The sequence below is a fragment of the Pseudomonas sp. Z003-0.4C(8344-21) genome, assembly GCF_900104975.1.
GTDB classification, from domain to species: Bacteria; Pseudomonadota; Gammaproteobacteria; order Pseudomonadales; family Pseudomonadaceae; genus Aquipseudomonas; species Aquipseudomonas granadensis.
Map to the genome: position 1 here is coordinate 3,030,729 of NZ_LT629756.1, position 17,531 is coordinate 3,048,259.

At 59.4% G+C, this 17,531-nt stretch carries 15 protein-coding genes and 1 pseudogene; 8 read left to right on the top strand and 8 right to left on the bottom strand.

Annotated features, from left to right (window positions below):
• Positions 1-69: 69 nt before the first annotated feature.
• Entirely contained in the window at positions 70-504 is a 435-nt protein-coding gene (locus BLU24_RS14000; RefSeq protein ID WP_093101218.1) for a DNA methylase, read from the top strand.
• Positions 505-526: 22 nt separating this feature from the next.
• Here the strand turns inward: BLU24_RS14000 and BLU24_RS14005 are convergent, their stop codons facing one another.
• Positions 527-1,579 carry an alpha/beta hydrolase family protein gene (locus BLU24_RS14005; protein ID WP_093101220.1) on the bottom strand — a complete coding sequence of 351 codons (1,053 nt, stop codon included), beginning with the start codon at positions 1,577-1,579 and terminating at the stop codon, positions 527-529.
• A gap of 508 nt (positions 1,580-2,087) precedes the next feature.
• On the bottom strand, positions 2,088-4,214 hold the full coding sequence (locus BLU24_RS14015) for a TonB-dependent receptor family protein (RefSeq protein WP_093101222.1): 2,127 nt from the start codon (positions 4,212-4,214) through the stop codon (positions 2,088-2,090).
• 260 nt (positions 4,215-4,474) lie between these two features.
• Between BLU24_RS14015 and BLU24_RS14020 the strand changes: the two genes are divergently transcribed.
• Genes BLU24_RS14020 through cydB form a run of 4 tightly spaced genes read left to right on the top strand, consistent with a single transcriptional unit; the run spans position 4,475 to position 7,501 of the window.
• Positions 4,475-4,690 (top strand): hypothetical protein, encoded by a 216-nt coding sequence (locus BLU24_RS14020; protein ID WP_093101224.1) that lies wholly within the window; start codon positions 4,475-4,477, stop codon positions 4,688-4,690.
• A gap of 22 nt (positions 4,691-4,712) precedes the next feature.
• Positions 4,713-5,102, top strand: a complete 390-nt coding sequence (locus tag BLU24_RS14025) for a VOC family protein (protein ID WP_093101226.1) — start codon at positions 4,713-4,715, stop codon at positions 5,100-5,102.
• 8 nt (positions 5,103-5,110) lie between these two features.
• Entirely contained in the window at positions 5,111-6,487 is a 1,377-nt protein-coding gene (locus BLU24_RS14030; protein WP_093101228.1) for a cytochrome ubiquinol oxidase subunit I, read from the top strand.
• A 12-nt stretch (positions 6,488-6,499) separates the two neighbouring features.
• A complete protein-coding gene (gene cydB / locus BLU24_RS14035; RefSeq protein WP_093101230.1) occupies positions 6,500-7,501 on the top strand; it encodes a cytochrome d ubiquinol oxidase subunit II in 1,002 nt (333 codons plus the stop codon).
• Between the two features lie 2 nt (positions 7,502-7,503).
• Here the strand turns inward: cydB and BLU24_RS14040 are convergent, their stop codons facing one another.
• Positions 7,504-10,125 (bottom strand): bifunctional diguanylate cyclase/phosphodiesterase, encoded by a 2,622-nt coding sequence (locus tag BLU24_RS14040; RefSeq protein WP_093101232.1) that lies wholly within the window; start codon positions 10,123-10,125, stop codon positions 7,504-7,506.
• Between the two features lie 219 nt (positions 10,126-10,344).
• Between BLU24_RS14040 and BLU24_RS14045 the strand changes: the two genes are divergently transcribed.
• A complete protein-coding gene (locus BLU24_RS14045; RefSeq protein WP_093101234.1) occupies positions 10,345-12,549 on the top strand; it encodes an OsmC domain/YcaO domain-containing protein in 2,205 nt (734 codons plus the stop codon).
• 89 nt (positions 12,550-12,638) lie between these two features.
• Here BLU24_RS14045 and BLU24_RS14050 read toward each other — a convergent pair whose 3' ends face one another.
• From BLU24_RS14050 to BLU24_RS14065, 5 genes and pseudogenes are all read right to left on the bottom strand, one after another.
• Positions 12,639-13,355: an NYN domain-containing protein gene (locus BLU24_RS14050; protein WP_093101236.1), complete on the bottom strand. Its 717-nt coding sequence runs from the start codon at positions 13,353-13,355 to the stop codon at positions 12,639-12,641.
• 312 nt (positions 13,356-13,667) lie between these two features.
• Positions 13,668-14,162 carry a PaaI family thioesterase gene (locus BLU24_RS14055; protein WP_093101238.1) on the bottom strand — a complete coding sequence of 165 codons (495 nt, stop codon included), beginning with the start codon at positions 14,160-14,162 and terminating at the stop codon, positions 13,668-13,670.
• 8 nt (positions 14,163-14,170) lie between these two features.
• On the bottom strand, positions 14,171-15,328 hold the full coding sequence (locus tag BLU24_RS14060) for a GGDEF domain-containing protein (protein ID WP_093101240.1): 1,158 nt from the start codon (positions 15,326-15,328) through the stop codon (positions 14,171-14,173).
• Between the two features lie 104 nt (positions 15,329-15,432).
• Positions 15,433-15,552, bottom strand: a pseudogene (locus tag BLU24_RS27625) (alcohol dehydrogenase); the annotation flags it as partial.
• Between the two features lie 136 nt (positions 15,553-15,688).
• The gene (locus BLU24_RS14065; protein WP_090283809.1) at positions 15,689-15,937 is read right to left on the bottom strand and encodes a hypothetical protein; all 249 of its coding nucleotides are present in this window, start codon (positions 15,935-15,937) and stop codon (positions 15,689-15,691) included.
• A 165-nt stretch (positions 15,938-16,102) separates the two neighbouring features.
• Here BLU24_RS14065 and BLU24_RS14070 point away from each other — a divergent pair, with 165 nt between their 5' ends.
• Entirely contained in the window at positions 16,103-16,747 is a 645-nt protein-coding gene (locus BLU24_RS14070) for an ATPase (protein WP_093101242.1), read from the top strand.
• 86 nt (positions 16,748-16,833) lie between these two features.
• Entirely contained in the window at positions 16,834-17,175 is a 342-nt protein-coding gene (locus BLU24_RS14075; RefSeq protein WP_093101244.1) for a hypothetical protein, read from the top strand.
• The last annotated feature ends 356 nt before the right edge of the window (positions 17,176-17,531 follow it).

Below are 17,531 nucleotides of genomic sequence, written 5' to 3' on the forward strand. Positions count from 1 at the left end.
AGGCAAGACTGAAGCGTAGCTACATCTCGGCTGCCACGCCGGGCCGAGTGTCTTCATTGAGACCAGACCGTGAGTAAAAACATCAGCGCAAGCGATTTGCAGATCGACCTTCAAGGAGCCAACGAAGCGGGGCTGTTCAAATGGCTGGTTGCCAGTTTTTTGATGGGCAAAAGAATCCAGGGCGCGATTGCTGCGCAGGCGTACCAGATCATCGTCGTGGCGCATGAAAACGGTTCACCGCAAAAACTCGCGAAGTGCAGCCACCGCCAATTGGTCGGGCTTCTCGGGCAGGCTCGGTATGTGCGTTACGACGAGAGCACGGCTGTGCGTTTGCTTGCATTGGCAAACAAACTCAATAGCGAATACGCCGGCAAGGTGAGCAACATTGTCGCCGCGAGTGCTGATCGCAGGGCGTTTGAAAAGCGCCTCTGCGAGTTCGACGGGATCGGGCCAAAGACCGTTGAGATTTTCATGCGGGAAGCGGCGGCTGTGCTGTTTTTGTGATCAGGTATCTTCCACGCAGAACTCAACGTTCTTCCTGGATGTTCGCCGCTTGCGTCAAAAAGCCGGAAATAAGCAAGGTCACCTGCTGCTGAATCACTGCCCTTGGGCGGGCGTTGCCGCCATCGCTGCAAATGATCCCGTCCCCCGGTGCGTCGTCCTCCAACAGTTCCACCGCCCCCGCCTTGCAGGTTGGCAGAAAGCTGAAATGACTGGCGTCACCGATCTCGACATATCGGCTGCTCGCTTTGGGCAAGCGTTTGGCGAGGTCGGCGGACTCCAGCTGGGCGGGCAGATCCAGCGAGGGTGCGCCGGCTGCGATCACCAGCGCCGGCACGGGTAGAGCGGCGAGACTCTGGTTGGTCATTCCGCGCGAGAGCCCAAGGTCCAGTGTCACGACGGCACTGACGCGAGGATCGCGCAAATCGCTGGCTAATGCTGCTGTAAGTTGCGCAGTTTTTGCGGGACTCATGATCTGGTAAACCTCGCAACTGGACAGCTGCGGATGGGCTTTGCAATCGCCAGCGAACAGCTGTGGGTCAAAGCGTGCACCGGCGATTTCCAGCGCAGTCCAGCCACCGAGGGAATGTCCGACGACTGCGATCCGCCGTTTGGCGGTCGCACCGAATTTGTCCGGTTGTGCCATGACTGCATCAATCGCCCGGCTGAGATCGACGGGTCGCTGCCACAACTGTTCTGCTGCCTGTGCGCTGCGATCATGGGTCGTGCTGCCAGGATGGTTGATGGCCGCAACGATGTAGCCCTGATGAGCCAGCGCACTGGCCAGCCAGATCTGATTGCTCCAGTTGCCGCGATAGCCGTGAGACAACACCACCAAGGGATGCTCCTCCGTAGCAGGAGGCGCGTTGCGAACGGCGCTGGCGCCGGCAAACACGACATCGTCGGCAATCAGCTCTGGCGCGTCGGTTGTCGGGCTCGGGTACCACACGACCATCTCCAGTGGGCGCTGATGGTGCGGGTCGGGCAAGGTGGTGGTCTGGAAGCCGATCTGCTCGACGTCAGCCAAAGCACTGGTTGAAACGCCAATCAAAAGCAGGAGGCGCAGAGCTGTTTTCAATGTTGTTATCTTACTTGATGAGTAGGGTGAAGCGGATCTCGTCGTCTGTACGTTTCACAATCCCTCGAAACCGCTGAACCAGGGAAACATAATGCCAGCCTTGTGTCCCTGGTATTGTGATTGGGCTCTCAGCTGTCTGCGGCAACGCCATCCGCTGATCATCGCAGGGATGAGCAGCAAGGCGAGCATCCATGGCAGCACAGGGGATGATCCCACACCCAAAGCCGTCAGCATGCCAGCGAGCGCCATACAGATAATTGCCACGTTATAGTTGAGATGCCGACGCTTGATCGACGCGAAGCTGTCCCAATCATAAATCAGCCAGTCGTGGGAGAAACTTCCACACTCGGGGCACTTGTGGGTTGGAGGAATACTGTTCGCAATATAGCCACATTCAGGACATCGAGATTTCATCGAACGATCCATCATCGGAGGCGGGTGAAATCAAAGTCAGCTTGGCGAGACTGACTCTGAGCAACCCGCAGTACTTGCTTCCAAGGGCAATCGGTCAGAGCAAACTCCACGAAACCCCGACATACACCCCCATCCCTTCACCCGGTGTCGACCGCGCTGCATCCAGCCCCTTGTCGTCATACCCCGGTGTGACCGTGGCCGCGTAATGCTTGTTGGTCAGGTTGCGCATATCGACCCAGCCCTGCCAGTCACCCTTCGGTGCGTTGTAGCCCAGCGTTGCGCCGAACAGGGCGTAGGGATCAGCGTAGTAGCTGTTGGCATAGTCCACGGCCGTTTTCGATACCAGTTGGGTGTTTACGGCGGCAAAGAAACCTTGCGGCCAGTCGTAACGCAACTCGCCCTGGTAATAGTGCATCGGCAAGCCCGGCAGACGGTTGTCACCGAAACGCTGGTCATCGCGATAGTGGAAATCGCTGAAGGTGTAGGCCTGGCGCAGACTCAGCTGACGGCCATCCGCTCCCGACCAGAGTTTGCTGTTAAGGCTGGCTTCGACGCCTTGATGCACGGTCGGGCTGGCGTTGAGTTCGTATGGGGTCACCGCCGTGGCGTCAGGCAGTACCGAAAGCAGTTCGTGGCGCACTTGTGCGTAATACCAGGCCAGGCTCCATTCGCCGACAGCGCTGTCGCCCCGGCCACCGAGTTCGAGCGTGGTGGCGGTCTGGTTTTGCAGGGTGGTCGGGTCTTTTTGCGTGCCGGTGGCCGCGCCATTGCCGGCCGGGAAACGCACGTTGGAGCTGTAGATCAGTGACCACGGGTGCGGCGCCTCGACCGAGCGGCTGAGGTTGCCGAACACTTGAACATCCGGAGTGATCTGGTAGCGCAGGCCGATTCGCGGCGCGTAGTCCCAATCGTTGAGGCTGGTTTTGCCGCCGCTGTTCGGATAGGTCACGGCGCTTTCGCGGCGGGTGTAAATAGCGGCGAGGCCGGTGGTCAGCCACAGGTCGTTGGCGATTTCTAGGTCGTTGCCCAAATGCAGGACGGTGTCCGAACCCTGATAGGTGAAGTTGCGCATACGCGTGCCCGGCGCGTAACCGGCCGTATTGCCGCTCGGGACCCGGACGAATTCGCTGGCGCCGTCGTTGGGCAGGTGCTTGGTCACGCGCAGGCCGACATTGCTGCGGCTTTCCATACCGAACAGGGTGTCGCGGCGCTTGTAGTCGAAGGTGCCGCTGACGTCGGTGTAGGCGACTTTCAAGCGGTTCGGGCCTTCGCGCAGATCCATTGGATAGTCGTGATAGACGAGGCCGGTCTGGATGCTCGAATCGTCGTCGATATAGTAGGTAGTCTTGTTGCCGATGAAGGTGCTGCCGGGTTGCTTGCGGCTGTCGTCCCGCGCCACGTAGGACGGGTTGGCGGCCCGCGAGTGATGCTCGATGGAGTGCTTGGTCACGCGGCCGGCGAGGTCGTTGTCGGTTTCGCGGTAGCGGATATAGAAGCGTGTCTCCAGGTTCGGGTTGAAGCGATAGCCGAAGTTGGCGATCACGCCTTTGCTGTTGCTGGCGGTGTGATCCTGATAGCCATCGGCATTGGCATCGGTCAGCGACACGTAGTAATCGAACTCGCCGAGCACCTGCCCGGAACTGACCTGGCGCTGCTGATAGCCGTGGCTGCCGGTCGCATAGCGCACTTGCAGCTTCGGTGCGGTGTAGCCGGTGTGGCTGACGTAATCGATGGCCCCACCCAGCGCCAGCGCACCGCGATCGAAACCGTTGGCGCCGCGCAGCACTTCAACATGATCGACCCACAACGGCTCGAGCAATTCATACGGCGTACCACCGGGGCCGGTCAGCGGCAAGCCATCGAGCATTGTGTACAGCCCCGACGCATGCGCCCCCGGCGCGCGGTTGATGCCCGAACCACGCACGGAAATCTTCACGCCTTCATTGCCCGCCGACTGCGCATAGACGCCCGGTTGGTAGGCCAGCACATCCTGATTGCTCGCAACGCGGCCCTGCAAGGGCTGGCGCATGTCGACCACATTAGTGCCGCCAGGCACCTGTACCAGACGGGTCTTGGCCTCTTCGACGCTGGCGTCTGCGCCGCTGCGCTCATCCGCCGAAATCAGCACTTGTCCCAGTTCCAGACCTTGGGTCTCGGCCAGCGCCGGGCAGGCAAGGGCCAGGCCGAGCAGGGCGGTGGGCAGGGATTTGGGCGACGGCATTGAAAAACTCCAGCGAACAGGGATGAACAGTGAACAGTGCGACGCAGGAAACAAGCGGGGAAACACATGATGAGCACGCTTTTTCCCGGCCATGGTCCGCACCGAACGAGGAATAACTTCGCGGATCGGCACTGCACGGTCAATAAACAAATACCGCGACGCCGTTGAGCCGTTTCAAACAGACCGTCCATCCGTCGACTGCCCTGAACCTGCGCCGGGCCGATTCTTTCTACCGGGTGAGTCTTTCAGGAGATACCCCCATGTTCGATCAACAAAAACAGGCATCACTGGCGGCTTGGCGCGAACTGGCGGCGCAAATACAGGACGATCCGGACCCCGAACACCGCTACGACGAACTGCTCAAGGCTGCCGATGCGATGGAGGAACAAGGCCTGATCACCAGCGCCGAATGGCGGCAGCTGGTGCGCGAGGCCGGCAACCTGTTCACCCATAACGAAGAACAAACCCACGGTTGAATGGCCAGCGGAGGAACTTCCCATGCTCAGTTATCTGTTTATCGGCGCCAATGACGTGGAACGTTCAGCGGCCTTTTACCACGCGATCCTGACGCCGCTGGGTTATCAGCACGATCGCGAAGAACACGATTGCTTTTACCTGCCCGGCGCTGCTGACAAATCCAATGGACCCGGCAGCGTGCACATCGCCAAGCCTTTCAACGGCGAGCCGGCCACTGCAGGCAACGGCATGATGCCGGCGTTTCGTGCCGAATCACGGCAGCAGGTCGACCAGATTCACAAGGCCGGGCTGGAGCATGGCGGCAGCGACGAAGGCGCGCCGGGCACCCGCGAGGCTTACACGCCGGACTTTTATGTGGCGTACCTGCGCGATCCCGAGGGCAACAAGCTTGCGCTGTTCTTCAGCGGCTGAATGCCCGCATGGAGTCCGTTGATTCCGCCCTGATGGCGGCCCGCGCCCAGTTCGCAATCACCATCAGTTTTCACATCGTGCTGGCGGCGTTCAGCATCGGTCTGGCCAACTTCCTGATGGTGCTGGAAGCGTTGTGGTTGAAAACCGGGCGCGCGGTTTATCTGGATGTTTATCGCTACTGGTTAAAAGTGTTCGCGCTCAACGTAGCGGTGGGCACCGCGTCGGGGTTGATTCTGGAATATCAGTTCGGGTTGAACTGGTCGCGGCTGGCGGTGCAGGCCGGCGACGTTATCGGCCCGCTGATGTTCTACGAAGTGCTGGCGGCGTTTTTCATCGAAGCGGGTTTCCTTGGCATCATGCTGTTTGGCTTGAAGAAGGTCGGGCCGAAACTGCATTTTTTCGCCACCTGCGCGGTGGCGCTGGGCTCGCTGATCAGTGCATTCTGGATTCTCTCCGCCAACTCCTGGATGCAAACGCCGGCAGGTTATTCGATTGCCTCGGACGGCCGATTCATCGCCGAGGACTGGTGGGCGATCATTTTAAACCCGTCGTTTCCGTATCGCTTGGCGCATATGATCCTCGCCGTGTTCATCGGCAGTGCCACGTTCATTGCCGGCGTCAGCGCCTGGCAATTGCGCAAGGCCGCGCACAATCCCCGCGCCCGCGTGCAGTTTTCCATGTCGTTGTGGCTGATTGTATTGTTGATGCCGCTGCAGATCGTGGTCGGCGATCTGCATGGCCGGCACAGCTTGCAGGTCCAGCCGCAGAAGGTCGCCGCGATCGAGGGTTCCTGGACCCGACCACCCGCAGGCGCCGGCGAACCGTTGCGCCTGCTGGCCTGGCCAGACATGAACGAGCGACGCAATCTGTGGGAATTGTCGATTCCACGCGTGGGCTCGTTGTATTTGCATCACGATTTACACAGCAGCATCGCCGCGCTGGATGAATTCCCGCCGCGAGACATCCCGCCGGTGGCGCCGGTGTTTTTCGCCTTTCGCCTGATGGTCGGGCTGGGCCTGTTGATGCTGGCGCAAGGCGTGATCAGCCTGATCTTGCGCAGGCGTGGGCGCCTGTACAGCGCGCGCTGGTGGTTGAACGGCTGTGTGTGGCTGGCGCCGGCGGGATTTCTGGCGATGCTCAGCGGCTGGGTCGTTACCGAGGTCGGCCGCCAACCTTTTACGGTGTACGGCTTGATGCGTACGGCGGACAGCCTGTCATCGGTATCGCGTGCGCAAGTGCTCGGGTCGACGTGGTTGATCCTGCTGTTCTATCTATTGATTTTCGCCATCGGCCTGTGGGTGTTGCTGCGCTTGCTGCGTGAGCCACCGCATGCCAATGAGCCGGGACCGCAACCGACCCTGGCCGACGAAACCGGGCATTCTTGAGGATGCGTTCGCATGGACACTGACTGGCTGACCCTGCTGTGCGCCGCCGCGCTGGCATTCTCAGTGATGAATTACGTGATTCTCGACGGCACCGATCTGGGCGTCGGCATGCTTATGGGCGTGACCGCTTGCAGCCGCGAGCGCCGGGCCATGGCGGTAACGATTCTGCCGGTGTGGGACGCCAACGAGACATGGCTGGTGCTTGGCGGCGGTGGGCTGCTGGCGCTGTTTCCGCTGGCCTATGCGATTTTACTGCCGGCGCTGTATGTACCATTCATTGTGATGTTTATGGCATTGATCGCGCGAGCGGTGGCGCTGGAGTTTCGTGACCATGCGTCCAATGAACGTCACAAAAGGGCGATCGACAGGGTGTTGATGGTTGCATCGTTGCTGACCGGGTTCGTCCAAGGGATGGTGCTCGGTACTCTGGTTCAGGGCGTCGCGCATCGCGATGGCCAATACAGCGGCGATGGCCGTGAGTGGCTCAGTGCTTTTGCGTTGTTCTGCGGTGTGGTGCTGGTGCTCGGTTATCTATGGCTGGGCGCCTGCTGGCTTTATTGGCGCACGATGGATCAATTGCAGCAGCGCTCGGCGCGCCAGGCCCGGGTCCTGGCATTGATCGTTGTGCTGTTGTTGCTGGCGCTGGTTGTGTGGACTGCCACGTTGTATCCGCAATACACGCATCGCTTGATGGATGTACGGCTGTGGTTGCCGGCGGGGTTGCTCCTCGGCGTCTCACTGCTGGTCTTTGCCATGGGCTTTCGCAGCCGCCGGGATTTCCTGCCTTTGTTCGCTGCGCTGGGTGTCTTTGTACTGGCGTTCGCCGTGATGCTGGTCGCGCTGTTCCCTTATATTATTCCGCCGGACCTGACCTTGAGCGCGGCGGCGTCCAGCCCGAACAGTCAAACATTCATGCTCATCGGTTTTGCCGTGCTGGTACCGCTGACGCTGGCCTACAACACCTTCGGCTTCAAGGTCTTCAGCGGCAAAGTCAGGGTAGCCGGGCAGGGCTGACCTCAGGTCACCCGGCCCTTTCTGCTGGTCGTGCTGCTCACTGGCGACAGGCGCGAGGCCTGCAACAACTCGGCAAACGCGGCTTTGTCTATCGGCCGGCTCATGAAGTAGCCCTGGACTTCGTTGCACTGGTCGACGCCAAGGATATCCAGCTGTTCTTCGGTTTCGACACCTTCTGCGGTCACGGTCAGCCCCATGGCTTTACCCAGCCCGATGATCGCCTGCACCACCGCGCGATCGTTGGCGCCGCTGCTGATCGAGGCGATAAAGCGCTTGTCGATCTTGATGCCATCGAAGGGGTAAGCGCGCAAGTAGCCGAGCGAGGAATAACCGGTGCCGAAATCGTCCATGTTCAGGCGCACGCCGAGTTGCTTCAGAGCGTTCATGGTCGCGAGTGCGCCGTCGGTGTCGTTGAGCATGACGTTTTCGGTGATCTCCAGCTCCAGGCGACTGGCCGGGAAGCGCGTGGCGACCAGCACCTCGCGTACATCCTCAACCACATCGCTGACCGCAAATTGCGCTGGCGACAGATTCACCGACAACAGCACATCCTCCGGCCACGCCAGCGCTGTTTCGCAGGCTTCGCGCAACACCCAGCGCCCGAGCGGCACGATCAGATCGGTCTGTTCGGCCAGCGGGATGAACACGTCCGGGCCGAGCAGGCCCTTGGTCGGATGCTGCCAGCGCACCAGCGCTTCGACCGAGACGATCTGCTTGCCATCGACCTTGTAGCGCGGCTGGTAATGCAGGATGAATTCGTTGTGCTTGAGCGCGTGGCGCATGTCGTCTTCCATCTGCCGACGTGTCTGGATCTGATCGCTCATGTGCGCTTCGAAATAGCACCAGGTGTTCTTGCCGTCGGATTTCGCTTGATACAAGGCAATGTCGGCATACCGAATCAGATCACTCGGCACGTAGCCGTGGCGCCGACTCAGCGCGATACCGATACTGGCGCCGATGTGCAACGGATGTTCTTCGAACACGATCGGCTGGTGCAGGCTGCCGATCAGGCGCGTGCAGAACTTGTCGATCTCGTGATGACTGTCCATGCCGTTGAGCGCGACGATGAACTCATCGCCGCCCAGACGCGCGACGAGGTCATGTTCGCGGGTGCATTCGCGCAGGCGTGCGGCGACTTCCTGCAATACCGCGTCGCCGGCCGGATGCCCGAGTGAATCGTTGATCGGTTTGAAATTGTCGAGGTCGATCATCAGCAACGTCAGCGGCAGCGCGTGTTCCTTGAGCAACAGGGCTTCATCCAGATAACGTGCGAGCTTGTTGCGGTTGGGCAGGCCGGTCAGGGCATCGTGCATCGACAAGTGCTGGATCTGCGCATGGGCGGCCACTTCGTCGGTGATGTCGCTGGCGGTGCCGCGATAGCCGACGACATCGTGCTGATGGACGATTGGCCGCGCCGACAGTCGACAGTGGCGCGGCTGGCCCGAGTGGTCGCGGTAAGTGCAGCGCAAATCGCCGCTGCTGGTTTCTTCGCTGAGCTTGCGCAGCCACAGGTCCAGCGGTGTGGTGTCGCACGACAGCAGTTCGCCGACAGGCTGACCCAGCCACAGGGTTTGCGGGTAACCGGTGACTTCACTGAAGCGTGCCGACAGGTAGGTCAGCAACAGGTCGCGATCGACTTCCCAGATCCAGTCCGAAGCCGCCTCGGCCACGGCACGAAAACGTTCTTCACTGGCTTCAAGCGCATGGTTGGCACTTTCGAGAGCGAGGTTGGAGGCTTGCATCGCTTCGATGCTGTTATCGACATACTGTGAGGAGCGCAGCGCGTGGCGGAAAAAATACGCAGTCAGCAGCATCAGCACCACCAGCGTCGCGCCAAGTGGCGGGATCAACGACCACAACAATTGCTGGCCGGGCCGCTGCAGATCGGCAATCAGGCTGTAACCGGTGCTGTCGAGCGCCACCCTCGGCTGATGGCTTTCGATGGTGTCATCCGGGGCCAGCGTCAGGTTGGTCAGGCCGTATCCGCTGCCGATCTTGCGCAGCTTGGTCGGGGTCAGTTTGTCAACGAACACCAGCACCGAGGTGTTTCTCAGTTCGTCGAGCGGGCGTTCGTCGTTGGGGATGATCGGCGCTGCGGTAATCAGTGCCGGCCAGCCCTCGAACAGCGAATAGGTGGCGACCGGTTTGGTCAGATCCGGCTGGTTCAGCGCTTGCTCCAGCAAGGCCGCGGCTGGCACCTGCAATACCTCGGAAATGTCGGTCTCGACCATTTGCCCGCGAATCACCGAGTATTTGGTGCGATTGCGATCAATCACGAAAACGCCGTCATAGCCGTCGCTGGTGAACATGGTTTTGCCCATGTTCTGCTCGGCGTAGGCCCAGTCCGTATCCACCGGCCCGCTCAAATGTTCATACGCGGTGGTCCAGTAGGCGTAGCTGGTGATGTAGTTTTTGGTGGCGGTGATACGGTTTTCCAATGCTCGCGCCGAGTAGAACTGGTTCTGTTCGACGTCTTTTTCATCAAGCTGATTGGCGATGCCGAGGAGGGCGCTGACCGCGGCGATGACGCCAGCAATAAACAGTGCGCCAACAGCGATGGCCAGTCGGCGGGTGACCGCACGTTGCGGGCTCGGCAGAGGTGGCGCAGAAGCAGAAACGGCCATGTGCTCGTCCTTGATCCGGTGTCTTCTGAATCTAGAACAACGGCGCGGGCACATTGTTCAGATTGTTGTCATGGATGACGACGCGTTGCTTCGAAGTGTAGCGAATTTGCCGAAATTGCCAGTGTCGCCGGCGGGCGGCGAATCCCGAAAGCACAAGACATCGCGCGCAAAAGCCGGATAATGGCGGCCATTCGTTTAGCCGTATTCTGGTAATCCCGCATGGAAATCAAGGTCAACTTTCTCGACAACCTTCGACTTGAAGCCAAGTTCGACGACTTCACGGTGATCGCCGATCAGCCCATTCGTTACAAGGGTGATGGCTCGGCACCGGGGCCGTTCGACTACTTTCTGGCGTCGTCGGCGCTGTGCGCGGCTTACTTTGTGAAGTTGTACTGCGACACGCGCAATATCCCCACGGAAAACATTCGCCTGTCGCAAAACAACATCGTCGACCCGGAAAACCGCTACAACCAGATCTTCAAGATCCAGGTCGAGTTGCCGGCGGACATTTCCGACAAGGATCGCCAGGGCATCCTGCGTTCGATCGACCGCTGCACCGTGAAGAAAGTCGTGCAGACCGGCCCGGAATTCATCATCGAAGAAGTCGACAACCTCGACGCCGATGCGCAGGCCTTGCTGATGCCACATTCGGGGTCTGACGCGGGCACCTACATCGCCGGTAAAGACCTGCCGCTGGAGCAGACCATTGCCAACATGTCGGGCATCCTCGCCGACCTCGGCATGAAGATCGAAATCGCTTCGTGGCGCAACATCGTGCCCAACGTCTGGTCGCTGCACATCCGCGATGCGCATTCGCCGATGTGCTTCACCAACGGCAAGGGCGCGACCAAGGAAGGCGCGCTGGCTTCGGCGCTGGGCGAGTTCATCGAACGGCTGAACTGCAACTTCTTCTACAACGACCAGTTCTGGGGCGAAGAGATCGCCAACGCCGAGTTCGTCCATTACCCGGACGAAAAATGGTTCAAGCCCGGTGCGAAAGACGAGTTACCGAGCGAGATCCTCGACGACTACACCTTGAAGATCTACAACCGCGACGGCGAACTGCGCGGCTCGCACCTGTTCGATACCAATTCCGGCAACACCCAGCGCGGCATCTGCTCGCTACCGTTCGTGCGTCAGTCGGACAACGAAGTGGTGTACTTCCCGTCGAACCTGATTGAAAACCTCTACCTGAGCAACGGCATGAGCGCCGGCAATACCCTGGCCGAAGCGCAGGTGCAGTGCCTGTCGGAGATTTTCGAACGCGCGGTGAAACGCGAAATTCTCGAAGGTGAAATGGCCCTGCCGGATGTGCCGCAAGCGGTGCTGGAAAAATACCCGAGCATCCTTGCCGGCATCAAAGGCCTGGAAGAACAGGGCTTCCCGGTGTTGGTCAAGGATGCCTCGCTGGGAGGCGAATTCCCGGTCATGTGCGTGACCCTGATGAACCCGCGCACTGGTGGCGTGTTCGCCTCGTTTGGCGCGCACCCGAGCCTTGAAGTGGCGCTGGAACGCAGCCTGACCGAATTGCTCCAGGGCCGCAGTTTCGAAGGCCTCAACGACCTGCCGCAGCCGACGTTCTCCGGCCAGGCCGTGACCGAGCCCAACAACTTTGTCGAACATTTCATCGATTCCAGCGGTGTGGTGTCGTGGCGTTTCTTCAGTGCCAGACCCGACTTCGAGTTTGTCGAGTGGGATTTCTCCGGTCAGGGCGAAAACTCCAACGCCGAAGAAGCCGCGACGCTGTTCGGCATCCTTGAAGACATGGGCAAGGAAGTCTACATGGCGGTCTACGAGCACATCGGCGCCAAGGCCTGCCGCATCCTCGTGCCGGACTATTCGGAGATCTACCCGATCGAAGATCTGATCTGGGACAACACCAACAAAGCCCTGCAATTTCGCGCTGACATCCTCAACCTGCACAACCTGAGCAAAGTCGGCCTGCGCAACCTTGCCCAAGGTCTGGAAAACAGCGAGCAGGACGATTACACCGACATCACCACGCTGATCGGCATCGAGTTCGACGACAACACGCCGTGGGGCAAACTGACGATCCTCGAACTGCGCCTGCTGATCTACCTCGCCCTGCAGAAGTACGAACAAGCCAAGGACCTGGTCGAAGCCTTCCTGCAATACAACGACAACACCGTCGAACGCGGTTTGTTCTATCAAGCAGTCAACGTCGTGCTGGAAATGGAACTGGACGAAGATCTGCAACTGGAAGACTACGAAGCCAACTTCCGACGCATGTTCGGTGATGAGCGCATGGACGCAGCGATTGGCTCGGTCAACGGCAGCGTACGCTTCTACGGACTGACGCCGACGAGCATGAAGCTGGAAGGGCTGGATCGGCATTTGCGTTTGATTGAGAGTTACAGGAAGTTGCATTCGGCGCGGGCCAAAGTGGCAAATCTGTCCCTTTGACGCTGGTAGGGCCTGGGGGTAAATCTCAGGCTTCATGCCTTCTGGAAATCAGTCAAAGCCTGGAATCCCTCTAAAGCGCCAGGGAGGATTCATATGGTAGGGCAGTCAAGCCGTACAGCCGGCTTCGGACAGGTTGAACGCAGACCGTCGATATGCTCCATCAAACCGTCAGGGATGCTTTGCCACATTGGGTCGAGGATAAAGTCGACACCTTCTCGCCTGGCCATCTTCGCCGCGGGTACAAAATCCGCATCGCCCGCGATGAGCACAATCTGATCGACCTGTTGCTTGAACGAGAGCGATGCCACGTCTACACCGATTCTCATGTCTACGCCTTTCTGGCGTGTTTCGATGCTGACGTCGTTTTCCGTAAGGTCTGCAATCTGGATGATTCCTTTCAGGAGCTGAGCGATTTTCGCCGGTTTGATTGTCCACTTCACATCTTTTGAGAGATGACCGAGTCGTAAAGCCAGCTTGCGCTTGGTGCGCAATCGGGTATGGAGTTCTCGACGAAAAAGCGCTTCGTTGGATTTGGAGAAATCTATGGCTCTTTTGGTGATTGGATTGTGCTGCTTGGTGTCGAGTGGCGGGCAGTCATAGAAAAAGATCCGGTACAGGTCTCTTCTGTGGCGAGGTTGAGAAGCAGCGCAATGGCTGTTGGATGTGTTTGTTCTGCTAGTGAGATGAGCCGTAGCCCAATGATGAACAAGGTCGGCGGCGCGCTCGGCATTGAAAGAATTTTGTGGCTCGATCTTTCGAAAGCGCTTGATGAAAAAGGCGCCGTCGACCAATACCGCTGTTGGCATGCTTTCTTCCTGATAGCAAAACGCCCAAGGGTTTGGCACGTCCTGGATGGTTAGGACGGCGTACTGCCTTGGGCGAGATGGGGGCAGATTAGATCTGGCAGACATTAGCGTCACCCCGATTTTTCCACTGCGATTTGTTGCTTGGCAGCGACATGCAAACGATAGAGTTTGGACCAACGCCTTACAAGCCGGCGCTTTCCGTGATGTTTGTAGGCAACGACGCAGGGCCGCGTAGTCCTATGAGTTTACAAAATGTCGCATTTGCAGGGTTCAGATAAACCACCCAATCGGCAGCATCGAATGGTCGAGGCTTCAACGCCCATGCGCCGCATCCGCCAACTGTCCGGTATCCACCCGCACGAACACCGAATCGCCTACCGCCGTCAGCACTTCCCCTGCATACACCTCGCAAATCACCCGCGTTTTGCGCCCGACTTCACCGTCAACTCTGGCCCGCAAGATCAGCGTCACGCCCATCGGTGTCGGTTTGATGAATTTGATGCCCAGATTGCCGGTGACACAGTCGATGCGCGGCAGGCTGCCGGCTTCGCGGTGTTCCGCGCGGTAGTGGTAGGCCATCGCCGTCCAGTTGGAGTGGCAGTCGACGAGCATGGCGATCAGCCCGCCGTAAACCAGATCCGGCCAGCCGCAATATTGACTGTCCGGCAAATGTTCGGCGATGACGTGGATGCCGTCGTCGTGCCAGCGGCTTTTGACGTGCAGGCCATGCGGGTTGCGGCCACCGCAGCCGTAGCAGACGCCTTCGGGGGCGGCGAGGTCTTGCAGTGGCGTGTCGAGGCTGGACATGTTTTTTATTATCCTGAAGTGGTGAGCCCGGTCAGACGCAGGCGATTTCGCCCGCCGCGTTTGGATTCGTAGAGCGCAAGATCACCTTGTTCGATCAGTGCCGCGAGGCTGGCCGGGGCCGTGTCGAATGCGGTGGCGCCGATACTCAGGGTAACCGCGGCGGGCGTGGCAAAGGTTTGTGAGGCCATGTTCAAAAACTGATCGCGCAGGCTGTCGCCGAGTTCAACGATGCGCTCACTGGAGGTGTTGTTCAACAGAATGACAAACTCGTCACCGCCGAGCCGCGCGGTCAGTGCATTGCGCGGCAGGGCCGCAAGGATCATTTCGCTGAGGGCGATGAGCAAACGGTCGCCGGCGGTGTGACCGTAGTGGTCGTTGACCAGTTTGAAGTTGTCGATGTCGATCAGCAGCAGGGCACCTGGCTGTTGCGGCGACACTTGTTGCAGCAGGCGCGGTGCACGCTTTTCCAGGGCGCGGCGGTTGTACAGGGCGGTCAGCGGGTCGCGCTCGGCGAGGCGGGCGATCTGTTTTTCCCGGCGATAACGTTCGGTGCCGGTCATCGATAACGCGATCAACATGATCGCCATTGCGCCTTCGACCAGGGAAATCTGAATGATCTCGCCGCGAAACGCCGCCAGATCGATCAACGTGCCGGGTATCACCACGGTCAGCGCTTTGGCCACGTAGAACAGGCCATGGCCGAGCAGCACATAACGCAGTTGCACTGCGCCGACGCTCAGCGATTTGCCGTGCGGGCGCAACAGCGAGCTGGCCTTGAGCGTGGGAAGCGCCACCAGCAGCGAATTGGCCACCAGCATGGCTTTCGACCACAGCGGCCCGTCCGGTAACTGGAGCATTACCAGCCAGATCAGGAAAATCAGGTACCAGGCCGGCGACAGCCGTGTCTGGGTAAAGCGCGCCACGCCGAGCAGAAAAAAGAAGTGCGCGGTCACCAACAAGCCATTGGCGAACCAGATGCCAAGCCACAGGAAGCCGCTGCTGCGCAACAGGGCGAGGGTGGAGCCCAAGCTGATCGTGGCGAAACCGGCGCTCCAGAACAGCAGCGAAGATTCACGAATACTGCGCCATTCGACCGCCAGGTACAGCGCGGCAGCGGCTGCAAGTGCGATGGTGATGGTGAGCATCGTTGGCGGGTCGAGCAGCATTTACGGGCGGGCCTGTCTGATTGGGCGGTAAGACCGGCGATTGTAAGCGTTCGGGCGGATTCTTCGCAGAGGGCGCGGTCGGCCTGCACCGCCGCGCCTTGGCGTTATTGGCTGGCGTCGAGCACCACGCGGTAGCGTGCCTTGCCACTGCGCAAGTGGTCGACCGCCTCGTTGACCTTGCTCATCGGGAACATCTCGACCTGCGGCAGAATCTGGTGCCGGGCTCGCAGCCCCACGCCTAATGCGCACGCAAGCGATCGGCGAAGCCGCCGTTGCTGCCGCTGAAAGTTGTGGGTTCGCTGTTACTCATGACGCACCTCCGGTTCGACTGACGGGACAACGCCCGGCAAGTCTAGACGGTCATGGCGCGGGCGCGAGCCAGGTGTCGACCACTCGGCGATCCAGTTCCTCCCAATAAGCCATACCCAACACGCGCGTGGTGTTGAGCCCGCGCAGGTAACCGCGCAACTGGTTGGCTGTGTCTTTGATCAGTTGTGGATCGAGGCGGTTTTTGTCCAGCAACACACTTTCGTACTGCACCAGATACTCGGCCACGCGCTCGCGATATTCGGGAAATACCGCGTCACGGATCAGGTCAAACGTTCTCAAGGCAAACCTCACGGGTCTTTGTCGTTGTAATGGAGTGTCTCGCAGTCTGCGCGAGCGCAACTATTGCTAGAAGTAATAGTGACCATCAAGAAACGCAAGTTCTGCTTTGTCGGCAATCGGCGGAAAATCGCCTCCATCGACCACGCCGCTCAAGGAAATTGCGCGATGAACATTCTGCCCCGACTGGCTTTGCTCGCCCTGCTGACAGCGGGCGCGATGTTTACCGCACCGACCTACGCAGCCGGCGGCGGGGCGTGCCATTTCCAGAGCCTGGGTGGCAGCAGCGCGACCTTGCAGCATTCGCAAACCGTTGGCGTGTTGCTCAGTGCGAACACCCTGGACAACCTGCAATACCTTGAGCGTTATCACGACATGGCGGCCAATGGCGCGAAAGATGCGTTGGATTCGCGAATTCGTGAAGCATTTGTTGGCAGCTCCGATCCGGAACTGGCGATCGACTGGCTGGTAAGTTCGTTGCAACAGCAGTTTTTGTCGGTGACGGTCTACGACAACCTCGATGCGCTGGTGCAGGCGCATCCGGACGTGGTGGTCAAGCTCGACACCTTCAACCGCTTGTTGACCCAGCGTAACAGCCTGGTCGAGGCGCGCTTTACCGCACGCTTCTACGACGCCGACCTGCAATACATCGGCAAGGCTGAAGGCGCGGTGGAAAAACAGCTGCCTTCGGTCTGGGTGCATGACCAGGCCGCACCGGCGATTGCGGCGCAGATCGATAAACAGCGCGACCTGCAATTCGATGCCTTGAAACAATTCGATGTGTCGCTCAAGGCCCTGGTGGCGTCGAGCTGATCTCTCAAAACATAAATGGCAACGGCGGCTCCGTGAGGCTGGACCGTTGCCGGTTGAACCGAACCTTTATTTTCAGGATTACCCCGATGCGTCTTTTATTCGTTCCTGCCATGGCTGTTGCTTCCTTGTTGCTCGCCGGTTGTGCTTCGGCGCCGAACAATCCGAGCCTGACCTTGCAGACCAGCAAGACTCCAGAGCAGTACGCCGAGTGCGTGGTGCCGAAGTTGCAGGGCAGTGCGCTGCACCCGACGGTTTCGCAGACCCAGCGCAGTTATCGGATTGTGGTGCCGAGCAAGATTTCCGCGGACAACGTGCTTGAGGCTTACAAGGCGGGGAATGGCGGCAAGGTATTCATTTATGAGCGGCATTTGCTGGCGTCAAATTTGTTGCCGTCGAGTTTTGAGCGGGCGGCGCAGGATTGCATCTGATTTTCTGATTTGGCTGAGCTCCTTTGGTTGGCCGCAACCAACCAATTCCTTTGCCCCATGCCTTTTGGTCTTGGGGCTTTTTTTTGGCTGTTTGGTTGGGTGAATATCCGTTTTTTCGGGTGCTGCGGCTGGCGGTTTCGCCCTTACGGCGACTTACTTTTTTACAAGCGCCTAAAAAAGTAAGCAAAAAACGCTTGCTCCTGCGTTCGGCCCTCGCAGGCTCGGGTCCCTTCGCTGCGCTCCCTCGCCCGGATCAATCCCTCCACTCAGCCTTCCGATGTCGCCGGTGACGCAAGATCAAGATCAAAAGCACGCGAGCTAACGCTCATTGTTGAGTGGTTAGAAGCGTCGCATGG